This is a genomic window from Streptomyces fungicidicus, from assembly GCF_003665435.1.
GTDB lineage: Bacteria > Actinomycetota > Actinomycetes > Streptomycetales > Streptomycetaceae > Streptomyces > Streptomyces fungicidicus.
This window is the reverse complement of the sequence record NZ_CP023407.1, coordinates 732,473-756,638: the sequence shown is the minus strand read 5'-3', so window position 1 is coordinate 756,638 and position 24,166 is coordinate 732,473. Positions and strand designations below refer to the sequence as shown.

28 protein-coding genes are annotated in these 24,166 nt (G+C 73.3%); 16 read left to right on the top strand and 12 right to left on the bottom strand.

Annotated features, from left to right (window positions below):
- Window positions 1–7 precede the first annotated feature (7 nt).
- Window positions 8–940, bottom strand: a complete 933-nt coding sequence (locus CNQ36_RS03265) for an SCO0930 family lipoprotein (protein WP_121544855.1) — start codon at window positions 938–940, stop codon at window positions 8–10.
- Between the two features lie 181 nt (window positions 941–1,121).
- Between CNQ36_RS03265 and CNQ36_RS03260 the strand changes: the two genes are divergently transcribed.
- On the top strand, window positions 1,122–1,742 hold the full coding sequence (locus CNQ36_RS03260) for a hypothetical protein (protein WP_206278588.1): 621 nt from the start codon (window positions 1,122–1,124) through the stop codon (window positions 1,740–1,742).
- A gap of 30 nt (window positions 1,743–1,772) precedes the next feature.
- Window positions 1,773–2,537 (top strand): bestrophin-like domain, encoded by a 765-nt coding sequence (locus CNQ36_RS03255; RefSeq protein ID WP_004935374.1) that lies wholly within the window; start codon window positions 1,773–1,775, stop codon window positions 2,535–2,537.
- A gap of 97 nt (window positions 2,538–2,634) precedes the next feature.
- On the opposite strand, the gene CNQ36_RS03250 is transcribed toward CNQ36_RS03255, so the two are convergent.
- Window positions 2,635–3,132: a hypothetical protein gene (locus CNQ36_RS03250; protein WP_004935377.1), complete on the bottom strand. Its 498-nt coding sequence runs from the start codon at window positions 3,130–3,132 to the stop codon at window positions 2,635–2,637.
- A 334-nt stretch (window positions 3,133–3,466) separates the two neighbouring features.
- Here CNQ36_RS03250 and CNQ36_RS03245 point away from each other — a divergent pair, with 334 nt between their 5' ends.
- Window positions 3,467–4,135: a class F sortase gene (locus CNQ36_RS03245; RefSeq protein WP_121544853.1), complete on the top strand. Its 669-nt coding sequence runs from the start codon at window positions 3,467–3,469 to the stop codon at window positions 4,133–4,135.
- 31 nt (window positions 4,136–4,166) lie between these two features.
- On the opposite strand, the gene CNQ36_RS03240 is transcribed toward CNQ36_RS03245, so the two are convergent.
- Complete coding sequence (locus CNQ36_RS03240; RefSeq protein WP_176116343.1) at window positions 4,167–5,006, bottom strand: polysaccharide deacetylase family protein; 840 nt, start codon at window positions 5,004–5,006, stop codon at window positions 4,167–4,169.
- Between the two features lie 146 nt (window positions 5,007–5,152).
- Between CNQ36_RS03240 and CNQ36_RS03235 the strand changes: the two genes are divergently transcribed.
- On the top strand, window positions 5,153–5,614 hold the full coding sequence (locus tag CNQ36_RS03235; RefSeq protein WP_004935384.1) for a universal stress protein: 462 nt from the start codon (window positions 5,153–5,155) through the stop codon (window positions 5,612–5,614).
- Window positions 5,615–5,620: 6 nt separating this feature from the next.
- On the opposite strand, the gene CNQ36_RS03230 is transcribed toward CNQ36_RS03235, so the two are convergent.
- Complete coding sequence (locus CNQ36_RS03230) at window positions 5,621–6,505, bottom strand: LysR family transcriptional regulator (RefSeq protein ID WP_121544852.1); 885 nt, start codon at window positions 6,503–6,505, stop codon at window positions 5,621–5,623.
- Window positions 6,506–6,625: 120 nt separating this feature from the next.
- On the opposite strand from CNQ36_RS03230, the gene CNQ36_RS03225 reads away from it, so the two are divergent.
- From CNQ36_RS03225 to CNQ36_RS03195, 7 genes are all read left to right on the top strand, one after another.
- A complete protein-coding gene (locus CNQ36_RS03225) occupies window positions 6,626–7,297 on the top strand; it encodes a succinate dehydrogenase (protein ID WP_163013404.1) in 672 nt (223 codons plus the stop codon).
- 2 nt (window positions 7,298–7,299) lie between these two features.
- Window positions 7,300–9,249 carry a fumarate reductase/succinate dehydrogenase flavoprotein subunit gene (locus CNQ36_RS03220; RefSeq protein ID WP_121544850.1) on the top strand — a complete coding sequence of 650 codons (1,950 nt, stop codon included), beginning with the start codon at window positions 7,300–7,302 and terminating at the stop codon, window positions 9,247–9,249.
- Window positions 9,246–9,995, top strand: coding sequence for a succinate dehydrogenase/fumarate reductase iron-sulfur subunit (locus tag CNQ36_RS03215; RefSeq protein ID WP_121544849.1), 750 nt, complete (start codon window positions 9,246–9,248; stop codon window positions 9,993–9,995). The genes CNQ36_RS03220 and CNQ36_RS03215 overlap by 4 nt, the downstream gene beginning before the upstream one ends.
- A gap of 254 nt (window positions 9,996–10,249) precedes the next feature.
- The gene (locus CNQ36_RS03210) at window positions 10,250–11,020 is read left to right on the top strand and encodes a GNAT family N-acetyltransferase (protein WP_121544848.1); all 771 of its coding nucleotides are present in this window, start codon (window positions 10,250–10,252) and stop codon (window positions 11,018–11,020) included.
- A complete protein-coding gene (locus CNQ36_RS03205; protein WP_121544847.1) occupies window positions 11,020–11,820 on the top strand; it encodes a lysophospholipid acyltransferase family protein in 801 nt (266 codons plus the stop codon). Before CNQ36_RS03210 ends, CNQ36_RS03205 begins: the two co-directional genes overlap by 1 nt.
- A 102-nt stretch (window positions 11,821–11,922) precedes the next feature.
- Window positions 11,923–12,906, top strand: a complete 984-nt coding sequence (locus CNQ36_RS03200; RefSeq protein WP_121544846.1) for a DUF2382 domain-containing protein — start codon at window positions 11,923–11,925, stop codon at window positions 12,904–12,906.
- Between the two features lie 76 nt (window positions 12,907–12,982).
- A complete protein-coding gene (locus tag CNQ36_RS03195) occupies window positions 12,983–13,474 on the top strand; it encodes a phosphatase domain-containing protein (protein ID WP_121544845.1) in 492 nt (163 codons plus the stop codon).
- 29 nt (window positions 13,475–13,503) lie between these two features.
- Here the strand turns inward: CNQ36_RS03195 and CNQ36_RS03190 are convergent, their stop codons facing one another.
- Entirely contained in the window at window positions 13,504–13,719 is a 216-nt protein-coding gene (locus CNQ36_RS03190) for a dodecin (RefSeq protein ID WP_121544844.1), read from the bottom strand.
- Between the two features lie 186 nt (window positions 13,720–13,905).
- Here CNQ36_RS03190 and CNQ36_RS03185 point away from each other — a divergent pair, with 186 nt between their 5' ends.
- Complete coding sequence (locus CNQ36_RS03185) at window positions 13,906–15,159, top strand: extracellular solute-binding protein (protein WP_121544843.1); 1,254 nt, start codon at window positions 13,906–13,908, stop codon at window positions 15,157–15,159.
- Between the two features lie 3 nt (window positions 15,160–15,162).
- Here CNQ36_RS03185 and egtD read toward each other — a convergent pair whose 3' ends face one another.
- The 4 genes from egtD to egtA are packed head-to-tail and all read right to left on the bottom strand — an operon-like array spanning window position 15,163 to window position 19,506.
- On the bottom strand, window positions 15,163–16,125 hold the full coding sequence (gene egtD, locus CNQ36_RS03180; protein WP_004935410.1) for an L-histidine N(alpha)-methyltransferase: 963 nt from the start codon (window positions 16,123–16,125) through the stop codon (window positions 15,163–15,165).
- Window positions 16,122–16,877, bottom strand: a complete 756-nt coding sequence (egtC, locus tag CNQ36_RS03175) for an ergothioneine biosynthesis protein EgtC (RefSeq protein WP_121544842.1) — start codon at window positions 16,875–16,877, stop codon at window positions 16,122–16,124. Before egtC ends, egtD begins: the two co-directional genes overlap by 4 nt.
- The gene (egtB, locus tag CNQ36_RS03170; protein ID WP_121544841.1) at window positions 16,877–18,193 is read right to left on the bottom strand and encodes an ergothioneine biosynthesis protein EgtB; all 1,317 of its coding nucleotides are present in this window, start codon (window positions 18,191–18,193) and stop codon (window positions 16,877–16,879) included. Before egtB ends, egtC begins: the two co-directional genes overlap by 1 nt.
- A complete protein-coding gene (gene egtA / locus CNQ36_RS03165; RefSeq protein WP_121544840.1) occupies window positions 18,190–19,506 on the bottom strand; it encodes an ergothioneine biosynthesis glutamate--cysteine ligase EgtA in 1,317 nt (438 codons plus the stop codon). The genes egtB and egtA overlap by 4 nt, the downstream gene beginning before the upstream one ends.
- A 300-nt stretch (window positions 19,507–19,806) precedes the next feature.
- On the opposite strand from egtA, the gene CNQ36_RS03160 reads away from it, so the two are divergent.
- Window positions 19,807–20,685, top strand: a complete 879-nt coding sequence (locus CNQ36_RS03160; protein ID WP_163013189.1) for a TIGR02452 family protein — start codon at window positions 19,807–19,809, stop codon at window positions 20,683–20,685.
- Here the strand turns inward: CNQ36_RS03160 and CNQ36_RS03155 are convergent.
- Genes CNQ36_RS03155 through CNQ36_RS03145 form a run of 3 tightly spaced genes read right to left on the bottom strand, consistent with a single transcriptional unit; the run spans window position 20,639 to window position 21,990 of the window.
- Window positions 20,639–21,085 carry a type II toxin-antitoxin system PemK/MazF family toxin gene (locus tag CNQ36_RS03155; RefSeq protein WP_040907932.1) on the bottom strand — a complete coding sequence of 149 codons (447 nt, stop codon included), beginning with the start codon at window positions 21,083–21,085 and terminating at the stop codon, window positions 20,639–20,641. The two genes, CNQ36_RS03160 and CNQ36_RS03155, sit on opposite strands and share 47 nt — an antisense overlap.
- A 51-nt stretch (window positions 21,086–21,136) precedes the next feature.
- Window positions 21,137–21,550 (bottom strand): pyridoxamine 5'-phosphate oxidase family protein, encoded by a 414-nt coding sequence (locus CNQ36_RS03150; RefSeq protein WP_121544838.1) that lies wholly within the window; start codon window positions 21,548–21,550, stop codon window positions 21,137–21,139.
- 32 nt (window positions 21,551–21,582) lie between these two features.
- Window positions 21,583–21,990 (bottom strand): discoidin domain-containing protein, encoded by a 408-nt coding sequence (locus tag CNQ36_RS03145; protein WP_121544837.1) that lies wholly within the window; start codon window positions 21,988–21,990, stop codon window positions 21,583–21,585.
- Between the two features lie 176 nt (window positions 21,991–22,166).
- On the opposite strand from CNQ36_RS03145, the gene CNQ36_RS03140 reads away from it, so the two are divergent.
- The 3 genes from CNQ36_RS03140 to CNQ36_RS03130 all read left to right on the top strand — a co-directional run bounded on the left by CNQ36_RS03140 (window position 22,167) and on the right by CNQ36_RS03130 (window position 24,114).
- The gene (locus CNQ36_RS03140; RefSeq protein ID WP_121544836.1) at window positions 22,167–22,712 is read left to right on the top strand and encodes a cysteine hydrolase family protein; all 546 of its coding nucleotides are present in this window, start codon (window positions 22,167–22,169) and stop codon (window positions 22,710–22,712) included.
- A 28-nt stretch (window positions 22,713–22,740) separates the two neighbouring features.
- Window positions 22,741–23,541 carry a nucleotidyltransferase domain-containing protein gene (locus CNQ36_RS03135; RefSeq protein ID WP_121544835.1) on the top strand — a complete coding sequence of 267 codons (801 nt, stop codon included), beginning with the start codon at window positions 22,741–22,743 and terminating at the stop codon, window positions 23,539–23,541.
- Window positions 23,542–23,682: 141 nt separating this feature from the next.
- Window positions 23,683–24,114 (top strand): VOC family protein, encoded by a 432-nt coding sequence (locus tag CNQ36_RS03130; protein WP_121544834.1) that lies wholly within the window; start codon window positions 23,683–23,685, stop codon window positions 24,112–24,114.
- The last annotated feature ends 52 nt before the right edge of the window (window positions 24,115–24,166 follow it).

Below are 24,166 nucleotides of genomic sequence, written 5' to 3'. Positions count from 1 at the left end.
GAGGTGGTTATTTCTCCGTCGCGCCGACCGGCTTTCCGTCGGGCCGCACGGCGTACCACGTGCCGCCCACGCCCTGGCCGTTGGTGTCGCCGGGCGCCTTGTCGCCGGCGAAGGTGTAGATCGGCCAGCAGTTGATCGTCTGCTGGTCGGCCCCGTCCGGGCGGGTGAAGGTCATGTAGCCCTTCTTCTGGATGCCCTCGGTGTCCGCGAAGTCGACCGGTGACACCGCCGGCCACTTCTCCAGGCACGCGCCGGTGCACGCCGACACGGGCTTCGGCCAGGCCTCGTCCTTCATGAAGCGGTAGACCGTCATGCCGTCCTTGTCGACGACGATCTCGCCCAGCTTCGCGTCCTCGCGGGTGGCCAGTCCGGGCCGGTCGGCCGTCTGCGCCTTCTTGCCCTCGGGGGTCAGCGCGTACCACTTGCCGCCCACGCCCTGTCCCTTGACGTCACCGGCGTTGACGTCCTTGACGTAGCGGTAGGCGGGCCAGCCGCCGACGGTGAGCTGCTTGGAGCCGTCGGCCCGGGTGACCGATCCGAGCAGCGCCTTGTCGATGCCCTCGCCGGCCGTCGCGTCGTCGGCGGGCACCGGCGGCCAGGTCTTCGCGCAGTCGTCCTCGCAGTTGGTCGCGGGCGGCTCGGCGGTGTCCTGGTCGAAGCGGTACAGGGTCAGACCGAGGTTGTCGGTGACCACCTTGCCCAGCTCCGCGTTGGTGGAGACGTTCAGCTCGCCCGCCGTGCCGGAAGGGCTCGCCGACGCCTGCGCGCCGCCCGCCTGTCCCGCACCGCTGCCGATGGTGCCGTAGTCCCCGGCCGCGGCCGTGGCGCCCACGTTCTGGCCGGTGGCGGGCGGCGCGGTCTCCTGTCCGCACGCCGTTGTCAGGGCCAGCACCGCCGCGGCGCTCGCCACCATCGAGGCGGTTCGCCAGGAGGTCTTCATGGTCAACTCCACATCATCGCCAGGGTGTTGCAGCGCCCTGCTGTGCCGCCGCTCGACGATGTGTACGCATGAGGGCACGGGTCGTGTTCAACGGGGGCCAGGATTTCTTTTGTTAACTCCTTCGGGGCATTCACCCGGTTCCCGGGCGTGACCGGGCGGTTCACGACTCATGATCCTCGTCGTGCACGTACTCGTAACGACCCAATCCCGTGTCGCCACCCGCGCGTTGGCCGTGACGGCGCTGATCTGGGCGCTCGCCGGCGCATCCGGCACGGCGGCGGCCGACGCCTGTGCGTACGCCTCGACGGGACCGGGCGGCACGGAGGCGGTGGCCGTCGCCGGGAGCCTCACCTGGAGCGATCCCCCGCCCTGCGCACCGCCGTCACCGTCGCCCACACCCACGCCCACACCCACTCCCACTCCCACGCCCACCCCGACTCCCACCCCGACTCCCACTCCCACGCCCCCTCCGCCGCCCGAGCCCACGCCGACCCCGCCGCCGAAGCCGCGCCCCACCCAGGAGCCCGAACCGCCGCCGCCCGCGGCCCGTCCGGTGCCGCCCCCCGCCCGGCCGGCCCCGGCTCCCACCCCGCCGCCACGCCCCGCGCCGCCCCCGCCGCCCGCCCCGGCGCCGTCGGCCACCCCGTCGCCGCGTCCGTCCGTGACGCCCGTGCGCTACCCGCGCCACCGCGCGGCCGCCCCCGTCCGGCGTACCGCAGGCGGCGCCACGTCGCCCCTCACCTTCGTCCTGCTCATCACGCTGCCCGCCGTGGTCGCCGTCGCCGCGCTGCGCCCGCGCTGAACCCGGTCCGATCCCTTCTGGAGGCACCTCTTGCCGGAATGGCTTGTTCTCACCCTCGCGATGCTCGCCGCCTGTGTCGTCGTGGTGGTCATCACCCTGGTACGGCACCGCAGGGCGGCCGACGACGAGGATCCCAGCGAGACCCCGGACGTCATCGAGTACATGACGATGTGGATCGGTGTGGTGTACGCCATCGTCCTGGGACTCGCCATCGCCGGCGTCTGGGAGGGACGCAGCGCCGCCCAGGAGCACGTCAGGGCGGAGGCGGTGGCACTCCACGAGATCTCCGAGCGGGTGCGGGTCTACCCCGCCGAGGCGCGTGACCGGATCCGGGACGATGTCAACGCCTATGTCGGACACGTCGTCACCACCGAGTGGCGGGCCATGGCCGACGACGGGCGGGTGACCGCGCGCGGCACCGAACTGCTCGACCGCGTCCGCCACGACGTCACCGACTACGAGCCGCGCACGGACTTCGAGGCGCAGGCCTACCAGCCGCTCGTGGACCAGGTGGCCGCCGCCGACCAGGCGCGCAGCGCACGGTCCGAGTCGACCGGGGAGACCATGCCGGGCGTGGTGTGGTTCGGGCTGATCGCCGGGGCCGTCATCACCATCGGGATGATCTTCGCGCTGCAGATCCGGCGCACCGGCCGCGAGATGGTCCTCGCCGGGCTGTTCTCCGCGCTGATCGCCTTCCTGCTCTTCCTCATCTGGGACTTCGACGCCCCCTACAGCCGGGGCCTCGCCGCCTCGGCGGAGCCGTTCCTGCGGCTCTTCCCGCACGCCGGGGGCTGAGACCGCCCGGGGGCAGCGGTACGCCCCGGGTCCCGCCGGACCCGGGGCGAACCGCGGTCGAACACCTACGGAACAGCGGCCGGAAGGGGACAGCGGTTCAGATCCGCTTCTCGGCGCGGCGGCGCATCCAGAAGACACCGCCGCCGACGGCCGCGGCGGCCACCAGGGCGCCGCCGATGGCGACGTCGGTCGGGGTCGCCCCACTGGTGCTGCTGCCGCCGATGCCGCCGCGCACGCCCCCGATGACGGTGAAGGCCGCCGGACGGGTCAGGCTCCGTCCGGAGCAGTGGACCGTGATGTCGTAGGGACCGGGCCGGGCGTCGGCGTCGATGGTGGCGGTGCCCTTCGAGGTGTCGTTCGCGCCGTTGATGGGCGTCAGATTCGTTCTGGGGAAGGCGTTGGAGGTCGCCGTGCCGCCGTGGGGGCAGCCGTCGACCGTGATGGTCAGCTGGCCGCCCCGGGCGATGACACTCGGCAGGGCGACGATGTTGGACGGGTTGGGCACCCGGCCGCCGTCGGCCACCGCCACGGGGGCGGTGAGCCCGAGGACGGCGGCCGCGGCGCCGGCGGCCGCCAGGGCACGTGGATTGCGCATGTGATCCTCCGCGGAAGGCGCCCCGGGTCCCGTTCCCGGTCGATCGGCGAGAAAGCGCCTCCCGGAAAGACCCTCAGTTGCCCTGCCCGCACCCGCATTTCGGGAATGGTCCGTCCCGGTGAGGCCACCCCTGGGCGTGTCGCCGTGCGCGGGGATATCACCGCAGGTCACGGACCGTCAGAAAATCTTCGTCCGGTACCGCCCCGGATGGCGCACCCGGACGCGCGGGAGCCACCCGTTCGCCGCCGTCCCGTCGCCCGTCGCGCGTGCGGCACTTAGCGTTCTGGTCATGCGCGAGTGGTACGGCGACGGCCGTGTCGAGAGGGGAAGTCCGATGTCTGCTTTCGAGCCGGCCGAAGCAGAATGGGAGGCGCCGCGGAGGAAACGCGCCCCGTGGGGCGTGATAGCGCTGGTCCTCCTCACCGGCCTGGCCCTCATCCGCAACGGCTCGGGGGAATTCGACGTGGGACCGCCGCAGCCCGCCGGTGCGGCGGCCGCCGACACCCGGATGCCGGGCCCCGCCGTGGCCGCCGGGGTGCGGCCGCTGCCGTACGCGGTCGCCGACCGGGTCAGGATCCCGGCGATCCAGGTGGACGCGCCGGTGATTCCGGTGGGCCTGGACGCGGAGGGCTGGGTGGACGCGCCGCCGCCCCAGGACCCGAACCTGGCCGGCTGGTTCACCGGCGCCGTCTCCCCGGGCGAGAAGGGCACGGCGGTCGTCGTCGGCCATGTCGACAACGCGCAGGGACCGGCGGTGTTCTACGGGCTCGGGGCGCTGAAGAAGGGCAACCGCGTCGAGATCGCGCGAGGGGACGGGAAGACCGCCGTGTTCGAGATCTACGGCATCGAGGTCTTCGCGAAGAACGACTTCCCCGGCGACCGGGTCTACGCCTCCAAGGGCGGCGCGGAACTGCGGGTCATCACCTGCGGCGGCGGTTTCTCCAAGCAGAACGGCTACGACGGGAACGTGGTCGCCTTCACCCGCCTGGTCGAGGTCCGCTGAGCGGTCCCGTGTCCGGGCGGGCGGGGACCGCTCAGACGTACTGCCGGCGCGGCACGGTGACGTGGTATCCGGAGTCCAGCAGCTCCGGCAGGTAGGAGCGCAGGGCGCGCACGCTCTGCGAGCGGTCGCCCCCGGCGTCGTGCGAGAGCACCACGACGCCGGGGGCGGCGCCGTCCTCCACCCGGCCGACGATGGTGCGGGTGCCGGGCTCGGTCCAGTCGAGGGTGTCGACCGTCCAGGCCAGCGGCTCCATGCCCAGCTCGGCGCCGAGCTGGAAGGCGGCGCGGTTCCAGGCGCCGTAGGGTGCGCGGAACCACTCGGGGCGATCGCCGCAGGCCTTCTCGACGACGTCGCTGGTGCGTTCCATCTCGGAGCGGATCCGGCTCCGCCTCAGCCGGGTGAGCAGGGGGTGGGACCAGGTGTGGTTGCCGACCACGTGCCCCTCGTCGGCCATCCGGGACACCAGGTCCCTGTTGTAGGAGGCCATCTCGCCGCACACGAAGAACATCGCGCGCACCTCGTACCGGGCCAGGGTGTCGAGGATGTGCGGGGTGTAGCGGGGGTCGGGTCCGTCGTCGAAGGTGAGCACCATGGTGCGGCCGCGCCCGGACACGCGCAGCAGCGGTTCGCGCCGCACGGGCGTCCCGCCGGGCGCGGTGCGCGGCGGGCCGTAGCCGGTCAGCGGCCTCAGACGGTACTCGGAGGGCTTCAGCGGACGGCGGGCCGCCCGGGCGCCCGCGGCCGGCGGCGGCGCGGTGGCGGCCCGGTTCCCGGTGCCCGGTGTGCATGCCGCGGCCACACCGGCCGCGCCCAGGGAGACCGCGCCGGCCAGGAGGGCCCGGCGCCGGGTGAGCAACTGATCCTTCTGCATGACTCATCACTCGCCCCGCGGAGGGCCGACGCACATCGGCGACACCGGTGCGGCGGCACGATTTCACCCTTTGGGCGCAGTGCGGGGCGACCGGCCGCGGCGGACGCGTGGCGGCCCGGGTGGAGGACTCCGATAGCCTCGCTGCCGTGACGGAACAGCAGGCCCACCGGTTCGAACGGGGCACGGACGGCCCGAAGGTGATCGTGGCCGGCGTGGACGGCTCCGACTCCTCGCTGCGCGCGGCGGCGTACGCCGCCGGCCTGGCCCGCCGCCAGGGGGCTCTGCTGGCCCTGGTGTACGTGCAGCCGGTGCTGGCCGCGGGGGCGGCGCTCGGCGCGCCGGTCGCCGACACCACCGAGGAGATAGCCGAGGACCTGGTGGCGCACGTCAGGGACGCGATGGAGCGGATCAGGGGCATCTTCGACATCCGCTGGGAGTTCCACACGTTCCGCGGGGACCCGTACAACGGCCTGGTGAGGGCGGCCGACGACCTCAAGGCGGACGCGGTGGTGGTGGGCGCCTCCGAGCAGGCCGGCCACCGGTTCGTCGGCTCGGTCGCGGTCCGTCTGGTCAAGGCCGGCCGGTGGCCGGTCACCGTCGTGCCGTAGCGCGGCTCATCTCTCCAGCAGCATCCGCTGCAGCTCCCGGGCCGCCCGCGGCGGTGCCACGTCGCTGCGGTGGGCCAGGGCGATGGTGCGGTGCAGGCCCGGCCGGGCCAGCGGGGTGACGCGCAGGCCGTGGCCGGAGCGGGCGGCCACCATCCTCGGCACCACGGCCGTCCCGATGCCCGCCCGCACGAAGCCCAGCACCGCGTCCATCTCCCCGCCCTCCACCGCGAACTCCGGCTCGAAGCCCTCCGCCCGGCACGCCGTCACGGTCAGCTCGCGCAGGTCGTAGCCGTGCCGGAACATCACCAGGCGCTCGCCCTCCAGATCGGCGATGCGCACCGCGCGCCGCCCCCGCCCCGGCCTCGGGGCGTCCGGGGAGGAGACCACCACGAGGTCCTCGCGCAGCAGTTCCACCGTGGTGAGCGCGGGGGAGGGCGTCGGCAGCGGCAGCACCACCAGGGCGAGGTCCAGCGCCCCGCGGGCCAGCCCCCGTACGAGGTCGTGGGAGCCGCCCTCCTCGACCAGCAGCCGGACGCCCGGGTAGCGGTCGTGGAAGGCGCGCAGCACGTCCGGCAGCAGGCCGGTGCACAGGCTCGGTGTGGCGCCCAGCCGCACCCGGCCGCTGCGCAGCTGCGCGACCTCCTGCACCTCGTGCCGGGCGGTGTCCGCGTCGGCGAGGATCCGCCGGGCCAGCGGCAGCAGCGCCTCGCCCGCGTCGGTCAGCGTGATGTTCCCGCGCGCCCGCCGGAACAGATCGGCCCCCAGCTCCCGCTCCAGCGCCTTGATCTGCTGCGACAGCGACGGCTGTGCGACATGGACCAGATCCGCGGCCCGGGTGAAGTGCCGGGTCTCGGCGACGGCCACGAAGTACTGGAGCTGCTGGAACTGCATGCTGCCATCATAGGCGGGCCCTATCGAAACGAGCCGGACCATGTCTTGGACCGATGGGGTCCTCCGGCCCTAGCGTCTGGAGACATGGCTCAGGCAACGCGGACGGACCGACGGCCGTCCCTGGCACGCACCGTGTGGGACTCGACCGTCGGCAAGAAGACAGTGATGGCGGTCAGCGGCCTGATCATGCTGCTGTATCTCGTCGCCCACATGACCGGGAACCTGAAGATCTTCTTCGGGGCCGGCGAGTTCAACCACTACGCCCACTGGCTGCGCACCGTCGGCGAGCCGTTCATGCACTACGAGTGGACGCTCTGGGTCGTCCGCGTGGTGCTCGTCGCCGCCGTGGTCGCGCACGCCGTCTCCGCCTACCAGCTCAGCCGCCGCGACATCAGGGCCCGCCCCAGCAAGTACGTGCACCGGAAGCCGCGGGCGAGCTACGCCACCCGCACCATGCGCTGGGGCGGCGTCATCCTCGCCCTGTTCATCGTCTGGCACCTGCTCGACCTGACCACCGGCACCGTGCACTCCGGCGGCTTCGAGTCCGGCAAGCCCTACCAGAACGTCGTGGACACCTTCTCCACCTGGTACGGCAACGTCATCTACATCGTCGCGATGCTCGCCGTCGGACTGCACATCCGGCACGGCTTCTGGAGCGCCGCCCAGACCCTCGGCGTCGGCAGCCGCACCCGTGACCGCGCCCTCAAGACCATCGCCAATGCCCTCGCGCTGCTGCTCACGGCCGGCTTCCTCGCCGTCCCCGTGGGCGTCATGACCGGAGTGGTGAGCTGACCATGACTTCCTACACCGCTTACACGACCGGTGAGCCGGTCGCCGACACCAAGGCCCCCGCGGGACCGGTCCACGAGCGCTGGGACAAGCGCCGTTTCGAGGCCGGACTGGTCAACCCCGCCAACCGGCGGCGCAAGACCGTGATCGTCGTCGGCACGGGTCTCGCGGGCGGCTCCGCCGGCGCCACCCTCGCCGAACAGGGCTACCGCGTCGTCCAGTTCTGCTACCAGGACTCCCCGCGCCGCGCCCACTCCATCGCCGCGCAGGGCGGCATCAACGCGGCGAAGAACTACCGCAACGACGGCGACTCGGTCCACCGCCTGTTCTACGACACCGTCAAGGGCGGCGACTTCCGCTCCCGCGAGTCCAACGTCCACCGCCTGGCGCAGATCTCCGTCGAGATCATCGACCAGTGCGTCGCCCAGGGCGTGCCCTTCGCCCGCGAGTACGGCGGACTGCTCGACACCCGCTCCTTCGGCGGCGTCCAGGTCTCCCGCACCTTCTACGCCCGCGGCCAGACGGGCCAGCAGCTCCTCCTCGGCGCCTACCAGGCGCTCAGCAGGCAGATCGCGGCCGGCAACGTCGAGATGCACCCGCGCACCGAGATGCTCGACCTGGTCGTCGTCGACGGCCGGGCCCGCGGCATCGTCGCCCGGGACCTCGTCACCGGGAAGATCGACACGTACTTCGCGGACGCCGTCGTGCTCGCCAGCGGCGGCTACGGCAACGTCTTCTACCTGTCGACGAACGCCATGAACTCCAACGCCACCGCGATCTGGCGGGCGCACCGGCGCGGCGCCCACTTCGCCAACCCCTGCTTCACCCAGATCCACCCCACCTGCATCCCGCGCACCGGCGACCACCAGTCCAAGCTGACCCTGATGAGCGAGTCGCTGCGCAACGACGGACGGATCTGGGTGCCGAAGGCCAAGGGCGACGACCGGCCGCCGAACAGGATCCCCGAGGACGAGCGCGACTACTACCTGGAGCGCATCTACCCGTCCTTCGGCAACCTCGTGCCCCGCGACATCGCCTCCCGCGCCGCCAAGAACGTCTGCGACGAGGGCAGGGGAGTGGGACCGGGCGGACAGGGCGTCTACCTGGACTTCGCCGACGCCATCGCACGGATGGGCCGGAAGGCCGTCGAGGCCAAGTACGGCAACCTCTTCGACATGTACCAGCGGATCACCGACGAGGATCCGTACCGGGTGCCCATGCGGATCTACCCGGCCGTGCACTACACGATGGGCGGCCTGTGGGTCGACTACGACCTCCAGACCACCGTCCCCGGCCTGTTCGCCGTCGGCGAGGCCAACTTCTCCGACCACGGCGCCAACCGGCTCGGCGCCTCCGCGCTGATGCAGGGCCTGGCCGACGGCTACTTCGTCCTGCCGGCCACCGTCAACGACTACCTGGCCCGCACCCCGCACGAGGACGGGATCACCGCCGAGCACCCGGTGGTGCGGGAGGTGCTGGCCGAGACGGAGGACCGGCTCAACCTGCTGCTGGCCGTCGACGGCGACCGCACCCCCGACTCCTTCCACCGCGAACTCGGCGAGCTGATGTGGGAGTTCTGCGGAATGGCGCGGACCGACTCCGGACTGCGCAAGGCGCTCGAGCGCATTCCGCAGATCCGGGAGGAGTTCTGGCGGCGCATCAAGGTCCCCGGCACCGGCGAGGAGTTCAACCAGTCGCTGGAGAAGGCCAACCGCGTCGTCGACTACCTGGAGCTCGCCGAGCTGATGTGCCTCGACGCGCTGCACCGCGCCGAGTCCTGCGGCGGCCACTTCCGCGAGGAGTCCCAGACCCCGGACGGCGAAGCCGCCCGCAGGGACGACGAGTTCTCCTACGCCGCCGCCTGGGAGTTCACCGGCACCGGCGAGGCTCCCGTCCTGCACAAGGAAGACCTGGTCTTCGAGTACGTCTACCCCACCCAGCGGAGCTACGCATGAGGCTCACCCTGCGCGTCTGGCGGCAGAAGAACGCCGACGCCGACGGCGCCATGTCCACGTACGAGGTGGACGGCATCTCCCCCGACATGTCCTTCCTGGAGATGCTCGACACCCTCAACGAGGAACTCATCCTCAAGGGCGAGGACCCGGTCGCCTTCGACCACGACTGCCGCGAGGGCATCTGCGGCGCCTGCTCGCTCGTCATCAACGGCGACGCCCACGGACCCGAGCGCACCACCACCTGCCAGCTGCACATGCGGTCCTTCAAGGACGGCGACACCCTCGACGTCGAACCGTGGCGGGCGTCCGCCTTCCCGGTCGTGAAGGACCTGGTCGTCGACCGCTCGGCCTTCGACCGGATCATCCAGGCCGGCGGCTACGTCACCGCCCCCACCGGCTCCGCGCCCGAGGCCCACGCCACGGCCGTGCCCAAGCCGGACGCGGACCTCGCCTTCGAGCACGCCGAGTGCATCGGCTGCGGCGCCTGCGTCGCGGCCTGCCCCAACGGCGCGGCGATGCTCTTCACCTCCGCGAAGATCAACCACCTCAACGTGCTGCCGCAGGGCGCCCCCGAGCGCGAGACCCGGGTGCTGGACATGGTGGCGCAGATGGACGAGGAGGGCTTCGGAGGCTGCACCCTCGCCGGCGAGTGCGCCACGGCCTGCCCGAAGGGCATCCCGCTCACCTCCATCACCGGGATGAACAAGGAGTGGCTGCAGGCCACCCGCAAGGCCGCGAAGCGGTAGCGGCGGTCCGCACCCCAGAGACGTTCGCCGACAGGTGCGGACGGACGGGGCCGGGAGAGGTGCTCTTCCCGGCCCCGTCTCGCGTACCGCGCCGGCCCGCCGGCCCGGGCGCACGCCGTTCAACAACCCCACATCCACGCTCCCGGCACAGGTCACGCGGTCGCCAACCGGCATCGGAAGAACAGGAGCGGCGGACTGCACGACCCCGGTCCGCCCCCGCCCGGCCGTCCGCGGCCCGTGCCCAGGAGTCAGCCATGACCGGCGTCCCCACGCTCCACCGTCCCCCGCAGTCCCCGGCGCCCCTCCGCTACACCGTCACGCTCGCCCGCGACGAGGAGGACGTGCGTGCCGCCCAGCGGCTGCGGCACGACGTCTTCGCGGGGGAGATGGGCGCCCTGCTCTCCACCCCGCAGCCGGGGCTGGACGTCGACCCCTTCGACGCCTACTGCGACCACCTGCTGGTGCGCGAGGAGGTGAGCGGGCAGGTCGTCGGCACCTACCGGCTGCTGCCGCCCGAGCGCGCCGGGATCGCCGGACGGCTGTACGCGGAGGGCGAGTTCGACCTGTCGGCGCTCGACGCGATCCGGTCGTCCCTCGTCGAGGTCGGCCGCTCCTGCGTCCACCCCGACCACCGCGGCGGCGCGGTCATCGGCCTCATCTGGGCCGGCATAGCCCGCTACATGACCGACCACGGCCGCACCTGGCTGGCCGGCTGCTGCTCGGTCCCCCTCGCCGACGGAGGCGGCCTCGCCGCCGCCACCTGGGACCGGGTGCGGGCCAAGCACCTCGCGCCGGAGGAGTACCGGGTGCGCCCGCTGCTGCCCTGGGCGCCGAAGACCCCGGCCCCCGCCACGCCCGGTGAGCTGCCCGCCCTGCTCCGCGGCTACCTGCGGCTCGGCGCCTGGGTCTGCGGGGAGCCCGCGCACGACGTGGACTTCGGCGTCGCCGACCTCTACGTGCTGCTGCCGATGAACCGGGTCAACCCGCGCTACCTGCGGCACTTCCTCTCCCTCGTCCCCGCCTGATGAGCGTCTGGCTGCCGGGCGCGCCCTGCACCCCGAAGGGCTGTGTGGAACCGGCGGCGCCCACGGTGGCCGTACCGCTGGCGGTGCTGCGGCTGACCGCCGTCGGCGCGCTGCTGCTCGCCGGGATCGCGCTGCTGCCGCTGGGCCGGCGGATCCCGGCCGGAGCGGTGCGCCGCTGGTGCCGCTGGATCGTGGGGGCCGCCGGGGTACGGGTCCGCATCGCCGGCTCCGCCGTGCCCGGGGGCGGACTGCTGCTCGTCGCCAACCACATCTCCTGGCTGGACGTCCCGCTGCTCGCGGCGGTCCGCCCGGCCCGCATGCTGGCCAAGGCCGAGATACGGCGCTGGCCCGTCGCGGGCGCGCTGGCCGCGCGGGGCGGGGTGCTGTTCATCGACCGTGACCGGCTGCGCTCCCTGCCGGACACGGTCGCCGCGCTCGCCACCACGCTGCGCGGCGGCGCGGCGGTCGCCGTCTTCCCGGAGGGCAGCACCTGGTGCGGCCGGGCCCAGGGCCGCTTCCGCCGGGCCGTCTTCCAGGCGGCGCTGGACGCCGGGGTCCCGGTGCAGCCGGTGCGCATCCGCTACCGGGGGGTGCGCGGAACCCCGGCCACGGCGCCGGCCTTCGTGGGCGACGACACGCTGCTCGCCTCCCTGTGGCGCGTGGCGTCGGCCCGTGGTGTGGTCGCCGAGGTCGAGGTGCGGGACGCCCTTCCGCCGGGCCGTCACACCGACCGCCGCGCCCTGTCCCTGGCGGCGCAGCGGGAGGCGGTGCCGGTGCGGGCGGACGGTCACCACCAGTGAGCACTGTGGAAAATTAAGCACCCTTTGTCGCTTTTATTCCGTTTTTAGCCAGATGATCCGGAGAACCCGTGGGGGACGACCTCGAAAGGAGGGTGATGGACGATGATCACCCGCGAAGAGATCTCGATCCTGCTGGATCACCCGGTGTACGACGGGGACGGGAACAAGGTCGGCGACGCGAAGCACGTCTTCCTCGACGACGCGAGCGGACGCCCTGAGTGGGTGACCGTCAAGACGGGTCTGTTCGGTTCCAGCGAATCCTTCATTCCCATCCGTGACGCGGCCCTGGTGAAGGACCACCTGGAGGTCCCTTACCCCAAGGACAAGATCAAGGGCGCGCCCAACGTCGACATCGACGCGGGCGGCCACCTCTCGGTGGACGAGGAGCACCGTCTCTACGAGTACTACGGCATCGACTGGGGTTCGGTGCTGAGGGAGCCCGGGGAAGGCGACCGCGCCCCCGGCCGGGGCACGGCGGGAACCGCCGGGGCTGCCGGTGCCGCCGGTGCCGCGGGCGCGGCCGGTGCGGCAGGTGCGGCGGGCAGGTCCACCACCGCGGGCACCGCCGGAACCGCGGGCACCGCCGGAACGGCGGGCACGTCCGCGACCGCCGGCAAGGCCGGGGCGGCCGGAGCCGCGGGCGCCGCGGGGCGCCGCTCCGACGCCATGACCCGTTCCGAGGAGCGGATGCGGGTCGGTGTCGAGCGGCACGAGACCGGACGCGCCAGGCTGCGGAAGTACGTGGTCACGGAGGAGGTCCAGCAGACCGTGCCGCTGCGCCACGAGGAAGTACGCGTGGAGCGTGAGCCGATCACGGACGCCAACCGGGGCGAGGCCATGTCGGGCCCGGCCTTCAAGGAGGACGAGCACGAGGTCACGCTGCACGAGGAGCGTCCCGTCGTCGAGACCGAGGCGGTGCCCGTCGAGCGGGTCCGGATGACCACGGAGGAGAAGACCAGGGAGGAGACCGTCCGGGGCCGGGTGCGCAAGGAGCGGATCGAGGCCGAGACGGAGATGAACGACGAAGCGGGCCGCGGGCGCCGCGACACCCCGGGCCGTGACGTCCCCAGGAAGGGCCGCCCGTAGAACACCGCCCCACCACCCCCCCATGACGCGCCGGCACAGCACCGGCGCGTCCCGCTGTTCCCGCTAGGGTGGGCGGGTGATCGCCCGCAACGAGCTTCCGCTGGCCGTGTTCGACCTCGACAACACCCTCGCCGACACGGCTCACCGGCAGCACTTCCTGGAGCGCAGGCCCCGGGACTGGGACGGCTTCTTCGCCGCCGCGCCGCAGGACCCCCCGCTCGCCGAGGGGCTCGCGCTGGTGCGCGAGCACGCGCGGGAGTGCGAGATCGTCTACCTCACCGGCCGTCCCGAACGCTGCCGGCGTGACACGCTGGACTGGCTCGCCGCCCAGCAACTCCCCGAAGGCGAGGTGCACATGCGGCAGAACGCCGACCGCCGCCCCGCCCGCCACACCAAGCTGGCGATCCTGCGCCGCCTGGCCCGCACCCGGACGGTCCGTGTCCTGGTGGACGACGACGAACTCGTCTGCCTGGACGCCCGGCGGGCCGGCTTCACCGTCGTCCAGGCGCGCTGGACGGCTCCGTCCGGGGAACTCGAGGACGCGCAGGAGCGCGAAGGGAGGACCTGACCCCGGCCGGCCGCCGGGCCGGGTTCAGGTCAGCCCGTCTCCTCCAGGCGGAAGCCCACCTTCAGCCCCACCTGCCAGTGCGCGACCCGTCCGTCCTCGATCTGGCCGCGGACCTGCGTCACCTCGAACCAGTCCAGATTGCGCAGCGTCTGCGAAGCGCGCTCGATGCCGTTGCGCACGGCCCCGTCGACGCCCTCGGGCGAGGTCCCGACGATCTCGGTGACCCGGTAGATGTGGTTCGACATACGACTGCTCCTCTCACGTCACTCCACCGTGCCCCACACCGTCCCGCGGCGCGAGACGTCGGACCGTTCGCCTGACGCCCTTGACCTACGCATTGGTCCATACCAAGATGCTGAGCACCCGCCCGAGCCGCGCTCGCCCCCCACGTCGGGCCCCGCCCTGTCCGTCAGACAGAAAACAGGACCCCCGTGAGACGCCGTCTGCTCGCCCTTGTCTGTGTGTCCGCAACCCTGCTCAGCGGCTGCGGCCTCGTACCCGGCGGCGGCACCGAACGGCGCACGGTCACCGTGTGGCTGATGCAGCACAGCGCCTCGCAGGAGTATCTGGACCGTTTCACCGAGGAGTTCGAGCGCGAGCACTCGGGGCTCGACCTCGACATCCGCGTCCAGGAGTGGACCGGCATCGGCGAGAAGGTGCAGAAGGCTCTGGAGGAGGACGCGGCGGACGGCCCCGACGTCATCGAGGTCGGCAACACCCAGGTCGCCACGTACGCGGAGGGCGACGGACTGCTCGACCTCACCCTGGAGTCCATGCGGGACTGGGGCCGCGAGGAGTGGCTGCCCGGCCTCGCCGAACCCGGCCGGTGGGGCTCCCAGCAGTACGGCATCCCCTGGTACGCCGCCAACCGCGTCGTCATCTACCGCAAGGACCTCTTCCGCGAGGCCGGCGTCACCGCACCGCCGAAGACCCACGACGAGTGGCTCGCCCTCACCGAGAAGCTCCACACCGGCGGCAACCAGGGCATCTACCTCGCAGGCCAGGACTGGTACACGCTCGCCGGCTTCATCTGGGAGGAGGGCGGAGAGCTCGCCACCGAGCGGGACGGCGTCTGGCGCGGCGCGCTGGACAGCCCGGCCGCACTGCGCGGCATGGACTTCTACCGCCGGCTCCAGGCGCTCGGCGACGGCCCCGTCGACGCCGACGAGGAACACCCGCCGCAGGCGGGGGTGTTCGCCGAGGGCAAGGTCGCGCAGATCATCGCCGTCCCGGGCCTCGCCAGCGCCATCCTGAAGCAGAACCCGGACCTGGAGGACGAGTTGGGCTACTTCCCCGTCCCCGGCCGGACAGCCGGCCGGCCCGGCGCCGTCTTCACCGGAGGCTCAGACCTCGTGGTGCCGGCGAACACCGACACCGAGGAGGGCGCCATCGAGGTCGTCGCCGCGCTCACCGGCGCGCGGTGGAACACCGAACTGGCCCGCACCATGAACTACGTGCCCAACAAGGCCGGGCTCGCCGACTCGGCGGCGGGGGAGGAGGGGGTCGCCGCCATGGCGGCCGGAGCCGCACAGGGCCGGGCGACCCCCGCCACACCCCAGTGGAGCGCGGTCGAGGCCGACAACCCGATCAAGCAGTACATGACGAAGGTGCTCACCGGCTCCGACCCGGCCACCGAGGCCCGGCGTGCGGCCCGGCGCATCACCGAGGAACTGGCCTTCGACTAGCGGTCAGCGCGCGACGCTCAGCGACAGCGCGAACCGTGCCTCCTCGTCCGTCCACCAGTGGGTCAACTCCAGCCCGGCCACCGACAGTTCGTGCCGCACTCCCTCCTTGCGGAATTTCGCCGACACCTCGGTGCGCAGTTCCTCGCCCGCCGCGAAGTCCACGGCGAGTTCCAGGGCGGGGATCTTCACCGTCTGCGCGGTGAGCGAGCGCAGCCGCATCTCGATCCACTCGTGCCCGGCGTCCCACACCGCCACATGGCCGAAGGCGGCGGGATCGAAGTCGGCGCCCAGCTCGCGGTTGACGACGGACAGCACGTTCCTGTTGAACGCGGCCGTCACGCCGGCCGCGTCGTCGTACGCCCGGACCAGCACCTCCTCGTCCTTCACCAGGTCGGTGCCGAGCAGCAGCGCGTCGCCCGGCGCGAGCAGCCCGCGGACGGCGGCGAGGAACCCGGCGCGCTCGGCGGGCAGCAGATTGCCGACGGTGCCGCCGAGGAACGCCACCAGCCGCGGCCCCGGCGTGGCGGGCAGCGTCAGCGGAGCGGTGAAGTCGGCGATCAGCGCGTGCACGTCCAGCCCCGGCCGGTCGGCGGCCAGCGCCCGGCCGGCCAGGGTGAGGGCGCTCTCGCTGACGTCGACGGGCACATAGGTGTGCAGCCCGGTGAGGGCGTCCAGCAGATGGCGGGTCTTCTCCGAGGAACCGGAGCCCAGTTCCACCAGGGTGCGGGCGCCGGACGCGGCGGCGATCTCGCCGGCGCGGGCCAGCAGGATCTCGCGTTCGGCGCGGGTCGGGTAGTACTCGGGCAGCGCGGTGATCTCCTCGAACAGCTCGCTGCCGTGCGCGTCGTAGAACCACTTCGGCGGCAGCGTCTTGGGGCTGCCGGTCAGGCCCTCGCGGACGTCGGCGCGAAGGGCGGCGTCGGTGGCGTCCTCGGGCAGGGTGCGGGTGAGAAGGAACGGACTCACGTGAGGGGCTCCTTGAGCGGGGTCAGCAGGACGTCCGTACGGCTCGCCGCGAGCAGCGTGCGGTCGGGGACCTCACACCAGTGCGGATCGTCGTCGTAGGGCTCGGAGGCGACGACGGTGCCCCCGCCGGGCCGTGTGAGGTACCACAGCGTGTCGCCCCAGGCGGTCGCGGTGACGGTGTAGCCGTTGGTGAGCAGCAGGTTGAGCCGGGACCCGGGAGCCGCCTCGGCGACCTCCAGGACCGTGTCGGCCAGCGCCTGCCCCTCCTGGTCGCCGGCCCGCAGCCGGGCGAGCACCAGCGCCCACACGAACGCGGAGTCGTTGCGGGCCTCCAGGGACAGCATGTCCGCGGCGGGCAGCGACGGAACCAGCGGCGCGAGCGAGCCGGGCCAGCCGGGCACCGCCCCGTTGTGGCTGAACAGCCAGGTCCCGGCGGCGAACGGCGCCGCCGCGGCCTCCGCGTCGGCGCCCGACAGGGTCGCGTCCCGTACGGCGGCGAGCAGCGCCGGGGTCCGTACGACGCGGGCGAGATCGGCGAACGACAGGTCCGCCCAGACCGGCCCGGCCCGGCGGTACCGGGCAGGCACCGGATCGCCCTCGGCGTACCAGCCCACGCCGAAGCCGTCCGCGTTGACCGTGCCGTACCGCTGCCGCCGGGGCGCCCACGACTGCCGGTACAGACCGTGCGGGGGCCGTACCAGCAGCTCGCCCAGCGGCTCCTCGGGCCCCACGTAGGCCACATGACGGCACATCAGATCTCCTCCGAGCGCGCCGTGCGGAACCCGGAGAAGATCTGCCGCCGCACCGGAAGGTCCCAGTTGCGGAACGTGCCCCGGCAGGCCACCGCGTCCACGGCGAACGAACCGCCGCGCAGCACCTTGTGGCCCGGCCCGAAGAACACCTCCGAGTACTCCTTGTACGGGAACGCCCTGAACCCCGGGTACGGCAGGAAGTCGCTCGACGTCCACTCCCACACGTCGCCGATCAGCTGCCGCACCCCGAGCGGCGACTCGCCCGCCGGGTAGCTTCCGGCCGGCGCCGGGCGCAGATGCCGCTGGCCGAGGTTGGCGTGCTCGGGGGTGGGCTCGGCGTCGCCCCAGGGGTAGCGCGCCGAGCGGTCGCCGGCCGGGTCGTACCGGGCCGCCTTCTCCCACTCGGTCTCGGTGGGCAGCCGGCGCCCGGCCCAGCGGGCGTAGGCGTCCGCCTCGTACCAGCACACGTGCAGCACCGGCTCGTCCGGCGGCACCGCCTCGGTGACGCCGAACCGGCGCCGCAGCCACTGCCCGCCGTCCCGGCGCCAGAAGAGCGGAGCGGTGATCGCGTTGCGGCGGACGTGGGCCCAGCCCTCGGCGGTCCACCAGCGGGGCTCGTCGTAGCCGCCGTCCGCGATGAACGCCTGGTACGTGGCGTTCGTCACCGGGGTGGTGTCGATGCGGAAGGGTGCCACCTCACGGCGGTGCGCGGGGCGTTCGTTGTCCAGCGCCCACGGCTCGTCGGAGGTGCCCATGGTGAACGGGCCGCCCGGCACGAGGACTTCGGACGGACCGGTGAACAGCGGCACCGGCTCCGGGTCCGGGGCCGTCAGCGCCCGCGGTCCCCGGCGCAGCTGATGGGTGATCAGCATCGTCTCGTCGTGCTGCTGTTCGTGCTGGGCGATCATCCCGAAGGCGAAGCCCGCCTCCGTCAGCCGCGTTCCGTCGAACGCGGCGGCCTCCAGCACGTCCAGCGCCCGGCCGCGGACGTCCGCGGCGTACCGGCGGGCCTCGTCAGGCGGCAGCAGCGGCAGGCTCGGGCGCTCGGCGCGCGGGTGCTCGAAGGCGTCGTACAGGCCGTCGATCTCGGGCCGTATCGCCTCGTGGCCGGCGACGGCCCGCAGCAGCCACTGCTCCTCCTGGTTGCCGATGTGCGCGAGGTCCCACACCAGCGGCGACATCAGCGGCGAGTGCTGTGCGGTCAGTTCGGGCTCGTCGACGCAGCTGGTGAGCAGCGTGGTGCGGTCCCGGGCCGTGATCAGCGAGGCGACCGCGCGCTCGCGCAGGGCTTCGGCGTCGAGGGCGGGGTCGGTCATGAGGGGGTGTCCTTCCCGTGCGTGCGCTGGGGCAGGGGGTGCGCGCCGCGGGCCGCCGCACGCAGCTCGTCGAGCGAGTCGTCGGCCGGGCAGCGGCCCCGGGCCACATGGCGGTCCCGGTACGCCCCGACCGCGTCGACGACCTCGGTGGTGGCGCCGAGCCGGGGCAGGGCGCGCAGCGCCGCCGCGAAACAGACGGCGGCCACCTCCCGCAGCTCCGGATCGGCCAGTCCGACGCGCGCCGCGTCCCGCCAGAGGGGATTGTGCGGCGCCGGCATGCCGTGCGCCCGCTCGGCCAGCGGCTTCACCGCCCGGTAGGCGGTCTCGGCGGCCTCCGGGTCGTCGAACAGGGCCGCGGCCACGGCCAGGGGCACCATCCAGCCGTCGTCACCGGGCTGCGCGTCGATCATGCGCAGCTCCAGGTGGCCGCGCGGCCGGACCGGCGGGAACAGGGTCGTGGCGTGGTAGTCGAGGTCGTCACGGGTCGGCGGCCGGGGCGATCTGGTCCACTCCCGGAAGGTCAGCCCCTCGGGCACGTCCCACGGCCCGTCGTCGCGCCGCACGCACATCACGGGCGAGTCCAGGACGTGCCGGGCCCAGGCGCCCCGCGGGTCGGCGTCCAGGACCGGGCCGCCCGCCCGGCCGGTGCCGATCTGCGCCCAGCGCAGCTGCCGCGTGGACAGCCAGCCGGTCGGCCGCCCGCCGGCGATCGGGGAGTTGGCGAACGCGGCGACCAGCACCGCGCCCAGCTGGTGCGCCAGCCACCAGCGCCGTACATGGCCGAGGGGGCCGGGCTCCTCGTACCCGGCGTCCAGGCACACCTGCACCGACGCGGAGGTGCACATCATGGCCCGGCCGGCGGAGCCGGTGCGGTCGAGACAGGCCTCCATGGCGTCGTAGCGCGGTGCGCGCAGGAAGCGGCGCGGCGTGTGCCAGGGGTCGTGGCCGAGACCGACGATGGCCAGACCGTCCCGGCGGAGCACCGCGCGTACCGCGTCGAGGTCGGCGGAGACGGTGCCGACGCACTCCATCAGGGAGGCGGCGGGCGGCGAGCTGAGCTCCAGCTGGCCGCCGGGCTCGACGGTGAGCGCCGACCTCAGGGGCACGATTCGCAGTGCGGCGTAGACCGCCTCGAGTCGTTCGGGTGACACGGGGAGCCGCGGGTCCCGCAGCTCGTGGACGAGCCATTCCACCTCGACACCGAGGCGGCGCGGCGGTCCGGTCTTGAAGCAGATGCCCCGGACCAGGGCCTCCACCTCGGCTTCTGTGACGGCGGTACGCGGGTCCGCACAGCCGTCCGACGGATCGGACATGTCGGGATCCTCCTGAGATTCCACCATGTCGTCGGCCCGGAGCCTCGTCTGTCCCGGCCGACATGAACTCGTCCACCCAAAACCTTCGAGTCGCCGGGCACAAGGGCGCCTGGCGGGGCGTCCCGGGTCCGCAATCCCTTCGTCCGGCCTGTTCCCGGCGGCTTTCCCGCCCTGCCCCGGGCCTTCCCGGGAGGCGGAAACTCCGTTGCGCCGCATCACCAGCATCGCTCACGATGCCTGCATGAGCACGACGAGGGGGACCGCGCGGTGCGCGGTCACGGCGGCTACGGGGGTGGCGCCGTGAGCGCGCGCCTGCGGGGGATCGCCCGGGAGACCGAGCGGATCGTGGCGGCGGGCGGTTACCGGGCGCCCGGCGGGCACGAGGTGTCCGTCGCGGCTGCGGTCGAGGCCGCGGCCGGCGGAACGCGGACGTTCGGGCCGCGACCGGTTCCCGTCCCGGCGTTCCAGCCGGTCGGGACCCGGTTCGAGGTGACCGGCGAGAGCAGCCTGGAGGCCGCACGGCGGCTCACCGGCCCGGTGGCCGTGCTGAACTTCGCCTCCGCCCGCAACCCCGGCGGGGGATACCTCAACGGCGCCCAGGCCCAGGAGGAGGCCCTGTGCCGCGCCTCCGCGCTGTACGCCTGCCTGCTGCGGGCCGAGGGGTACTACGACCACCACCGCGCCCACCGCGACCCGTTCTACACGGACCGCGTGATCCACTCACCCGCCGTGCCGGTCTTCCGCGACGACCGCGGAAACCTCCTGGACGAGCCGTTCACGGCCGGTTTCCTCACCTCGCCGGCGCCCAACGCCGGGGTGATCCTCTCGAGGACGCCGGAGCAGGCGGAGCGGCTGCCGGGCGCCCTGGCCGTACGCGCCGGGCGGGTCCTGGAGACCGCCGCCGCCCACGGCTACCGGCGGCTCGTGCTGGGCGCCTGGGGCTGCGGGGTGTTCCGCAACGACCCCGCCCAGGTGGCGGCGGCGTTCCGGAGCCACCTGGAGCCGGGCGGGCGCTTCGCGGGCGCGTTCGCCCACGTCGTGTTCGGCATCCTGGACCGCACCCGCGACGCCGTGGTCCGCGCCGCGTTCGACCGCGCGTTCGCGGACCTGCTGTCCGGGCCGCCGGCGCCGGTCAGTTCCAGCCGTACCGCTCCCGCAGCCGCTGACGCACGAGGTTGAACCGCATCCGGTCCAGCGCGCACGCCTCCCGGCGCATGCCGTCGTCGTGCAGCCGCAGCACGCGGTCCACGTCCACCCACGAGTCGCGGCCCGAGCGGTCCCACGGCCCGCTGCCGATCGGCACCCACTCGCGGTCACCGTCGCGCCGCCGGCTGGACAGCTGCACGGCGAGGACCGTCCCGCCCGCCTCGCGGGCCACGACGAGCACCGGGCGGTCCTTGCCCCGTCCGTCGTTCTCCTCGTAGGGGACCCAGGTCCAGACGATCTCCCCCGGATCGGGGTCCCCGTCGTGCGCGGGCGAGTACTCGGTGCGCACCCGGCCCACCTCGCGGGGCTCGGCCTCGACGGTGGCGGAAGGGCCGTGGCGGCCCGGGGTGTTCTCAGGGCTGAAGGCGGTCACAGGCGTACCGTACGGCACCCCGCGGGGCGTGCCGCAGGCGGCCGGTGATCTTCAGACGGCGCCCGTCAGCTCCCGTCCCGTGACCATCTCGGCGTCGATCCGGATGAACACACCGTCCCGCATCGGCATCCAGGAGCGCGGGCCGGTGCGCAGCAGACGCCCGTGCTCGGCGGCGTCGGTCACCACGGCGGCGCGGCCCGTGACCACCACGCTCCAGCCGGACCGGCTCCCGGCGTCGAAGTCGTCGGCCTCGAAGGCGACGACGACCCCGTCGACCGCCCGCACCAGGTCGGACGCGGCGGACGTGCACAGCACCACCGCGGAGTCCGTGTCCAGGGCGAAGTTGACGGGGAGCACGGCAGGCAGGGCCTGCCGCGTGTAGACGACGCGCCCGACCGGCGCCTTGGCCAGCAGGCGCAGACACTCCTGGCGTTCGAGCGGCCGGAAGCCATTGCTGTGGATCATTGCTCCATCGTCGGCGGCGGACCCGGCCCGGGCTAGGGCCGGACGGCCCTGATACCGGCCCGGCCGCGGTCCCCGTACACCTCGAAGCCGTCGAGGCCCAGCGGATGGGGGCCGGAGCGGCGGTGGGACGTCATCCGCACCCACCGGGCCGTCACCGGGCGGGTCAGCTGGATGTTCACCACGCCGCCGGTGCCTGCCGCGGTGCGGTAGACGCTGGTCCACTCGGCGTTGTCGGTGCTGGTCTCGACGACGAACTCGAGCGGGTAGCTCGGCCGGACGTCCCGGCCGGCCGTGCGGCCGTGCGGGCCGTCCAGGAAGGGCGGGGTGAACACCGGGTCGCTCGCGTCGGCCGTGAAGGCCAGCCTGATCCAGTCCACCTCGCAGACGGCCCGCAGGTCGACCGCGAACGAACCCGGGTCGGGCGCGTGCTGTTCTGTCATGAATGTGAGGTCCCGTCAGAACGGTATGACAACGTTGCCAAAGGCTGTGACGCGCGCTCCCTCATGTCAAGTCCCGGGACCGCCGCACCCTCGCGCCGGGCCCCGGCGGACCCGCTCGGCACAATACGCGCGAGCGAACATGTCTGAGCCGGCTTTGCAGGTGGAACCCGGGTGGCATGGGCAGGACCGCACTGATCGTCATCGACATGATCAACACCTACGACCATCCGGACGCCGACCGGCTGATCCCGTCCGCGGAGTCGGTCGTGCCGGCCGTCTCCGGCCTGCTGCGGCGGGCCCGGCGGCGGGGCGTCCCGGTGATCTACGTCAACGACAACTTCGGCGAGTGGCGCTCGCACCACGGCGAGCTGCTCGACCACGCACTGGCGGGACCGCACGCGGACCTGGTGAAGCCCCTGGTGCCGGACGACGCGTCGCTCTTCGTCGTGAAGGCCCGGCACTCCATCTTCTTCGAGACCCCGCTGGGGTATCTGCTCGGACAGCAGGGCATCGACCGGCTGGTGCTGTGCGGCCAGGTCACGGAGCAGTGCGTCCTGTACTCCTCGCTCGACGCGCACATCAGGCACCTCCATGTGATCGTCCCGCGCGACGCCGTCGCCCACATCCACGCCGATCTGGCGGACGCCGCCCTGCGGATGATGGAACGCAACATGGGTGCGCGGGTGTGCGACAGCGACGAACTGTGGAACGACGCGCCGTGACGCGCACGCGCCGGCCGACACCGGTCGCATGAGCCGTCCCCCCGCCCCGCCCCGCGAGCTCCGCCCCTATCTCGGCGAACTGGTCGACCGCACCCGCGCCGTCTGCGGCCCCCGTCTGGTGAGCGTCCTGGCCGTCGGGTCCGTCGCGCTCGGCGACTACCGGCACGGACGCAGCGACGTCGACGTGACGGTCGTGGTGGACGACTCGCTGCCGCGACGGGCGCTGCCCGAGCTGGTCGGGGCGCTGGCCCACCCCGCACTGCCCTGTCCCGCGGCCGGGCTGGAACTGGTCGTCTACCCGGCGGGCTTCGCCGCCCGCCCGTCCGGCGGCGCGGGGTACCTGCTGGACCTCAACACCGGGCCGTCACTGCCCGAGCGGGCCGCCTACGACCCCGGCGAGGGCCCCGCGTTCTGGTACGTCCTCGACCGGTCGATCGCCCACCAGTGCGGCCTCCCGCTGTTCGGCGCCCCGGTGCGCGGGGTGATCGCCGCACCGGGGCGGTCCGCCGTGCTCGCCGCGCTCCGCGCCTCCGTGCGGGAGCACGCCGAGGGCGAGGGACACGTCGCCGACAACCGGGTGCTCAACGGCTGCCGTTCGGCGGTGTACTGCCGCACGGGCCACTGGTTCGCCAAGCGTGCGGCCGCCGAGGCCGTCGCCGCCGCGGAGCCGGACTTCCGGCCGCTGATCACGGACGCGCTGCGGAGCTTCGCCCGTCCCCGGGAGGCCGCGCCCGCACTGCCCGCGGCGGCCGTCGGCGACTTCCTCGGCTGGGTGGCCGGGCAGGTGGACGCGGCCGCCGGGACCGGGGGAGGTCCCGGCGCGCCCTGACCGCCGACCGCGGCGGGAGTTCCGGTGGCCGCTCGACAGCCGTGCGTCCCGGTGCCTACCCTGTCCCCGCGGCATCGCGTGTCGGTCACCGGTCGGGTGAGGCATGGAGGCGCCGCGAATGCCCATGGAGGCATTGACAGCATGTCAGTCGAGTTCAATCACACCATCGTTCTCACCCGTGACCGGGAGAGCTCCGCGCGTTTCCTCGCCGGGATCCTGGGACTGGAGGTCGGGGAGCCGGCCGGGCCGTTCCTTCCGGTGACCACCGCCAACGGCGTCACCCTGGACTTCTTGACCCTGGACATCGAGATCCCGGTACAGCACTACGCGTTCCTCGTCTCCGAGGACGAGTTCGACGCGATCCTCGGCCGGCTCGTGGACGGCGGCATCCCGATCCAGGCCGATCCGCACGGCAGGCACCCGGGCCGCATCAACCGCAACGACGGCGGACGCGGCGTCTACTTCCGGGATCCGGCGGGCCACGGCCTCGAGGCCCTCACCCGCCCCTACGGCACCGACCCGGACTCCCCGCTGAACGGCGTCACGGAGGAGATCCCCGGGGCGGCCCGGTAGACCCGGAGGGGCGGGCGGCCCGCCGCCGGTTTACTCCCCGCGCAGCGGGCTA

Coding starts and splice junctions, on each gene's coding strand:
- egtC (WP_121544842.1), bottom strand. CDS start 16,877: ATGTGCCGTCATGTGGCCTACGTGGGGCCCGAGGAGCCGCTGGGCGAG.
- egtB (WP_121544841.1), bottom strand. CDS start 18,193: ATGACCGACCCCGCCCTCGACGCCGAAGCCCTGCGCGAGCGCGCGGTC.
- CNQ36_RS03130 (WP_121544834.1), top strand. CDS start 23,683: ATGTCAGTCGAGTTCAATCACACCATCGTTCTCACCCGTGACCGGGAG.
- CNQ36_RS03220 (WP_121544850.1), top strand. CDS start 7,300: ATGACTTCCTACACCGCTTACACGACCGGTGAGCCGGTCGCCGACACC.
- CNQ36_RS03240 (WP_176116343.1), bottom strand. CDS start 5,006: ATGCAGAAGGATCAGTTGCTCACCCGGCGCCGGGCCCTCCTGGCCGGC.
- CNQ36_RS03245 (WP_121544853.1), top strand. CDS start 3,467: ATGTCTGCTTTCGAGCCGGCCGAAGCAGAATGGGAGGCGCCGCGGAGG.
- CNQ36_RS03215 (WP_121544849.1), top strand. CDS start 9,246: ATGAGGCTCACCCTGCGCGTCTGGCGGCAGAAGAACGCCGACGCCGAC.
- CNQ36_RS03250 (WP_004935377.1), bottom strand. CDS start 3,132: ATGCGCAATCCACGTGCCCTGGCGGCCGCCGGCGCCGCGGCCGCCGTC.
- CNQ36_RS03190 (WP_121544844.1), bottom strand. CDS start 13,719: ATGTCGAACCACATCTACCGGGTCACCGAGATCGTCGGGACCTCGCCC.
- CNQ36_RS03150 (WP_121544838.1), bottom strand. CDS start 21,550: ATGATCCACAGCAATGGCTTCCGGCCGCTCGAACGCCAGGAGTGTCTG.
- CNQ36_RS03145 (WP_121544837.1), bottom strand. CDS start 21,990: ATGACAGAACAGCACGCGCCCGACCCGGGTTCGTTCGCGGTCGACCTG.
- egtA (WP_121544840.1), bottom strand. CDS start 19,506: ATGTCCGATCCGTCGGACGGCTGTGCGGACCCGCGTACCGCCGTCACA.
- CNQ36_RS03210 (WP_121544848.1), top strand. CDS start 10,250: ATGACCGGCGTCCCCACGCTCCACCGTCCCCCGCAGTCCCCGGCGCCC.
- CNQ36_RS03140 (WP_121544836.1), top strand. CDS start 22,167: ATGGGCAGGACCGCACTGATCGTCATCGACATGATCAACACCTACGAC.
- CNQ36_RS03135 (WP_121544835.1), top strand. CDS start 22,741: ATGAGCCGTCCCCCCGCCCCGCCCCGCGAGCTCCGCCCCTATCTCGGC.
- CNQ36_RS03265 (WP_121544855.1), bottom strand. CDS start 940: ATGAAGACCTCCTGGCGAACCGCCTCGATGGTGGCGAGCGCCGCGGCG.
- CNQ36_RS03230 (WP_121544852.1), bottom strand. CDS start 6,505: ATGCAGTTCCAGCAGCTCCAGTACTTCGTGGCCGTCGCCGAGACCCGG.
- CNQ36_RS03205 (WP_121544847.1), top strand. CDS start 11,020: ATGAGCGTCTGGCTGCCGGGCGCGCCCTGCACCCCGAAGGGCTGTGTG.
- CNQ36_RS03200 (WP_121544846.1), top strand. CDS start 11,923: ATGATCACCCGCGAAGAGATCTCGATCCTGCTGGATCACCCGGTGTAC.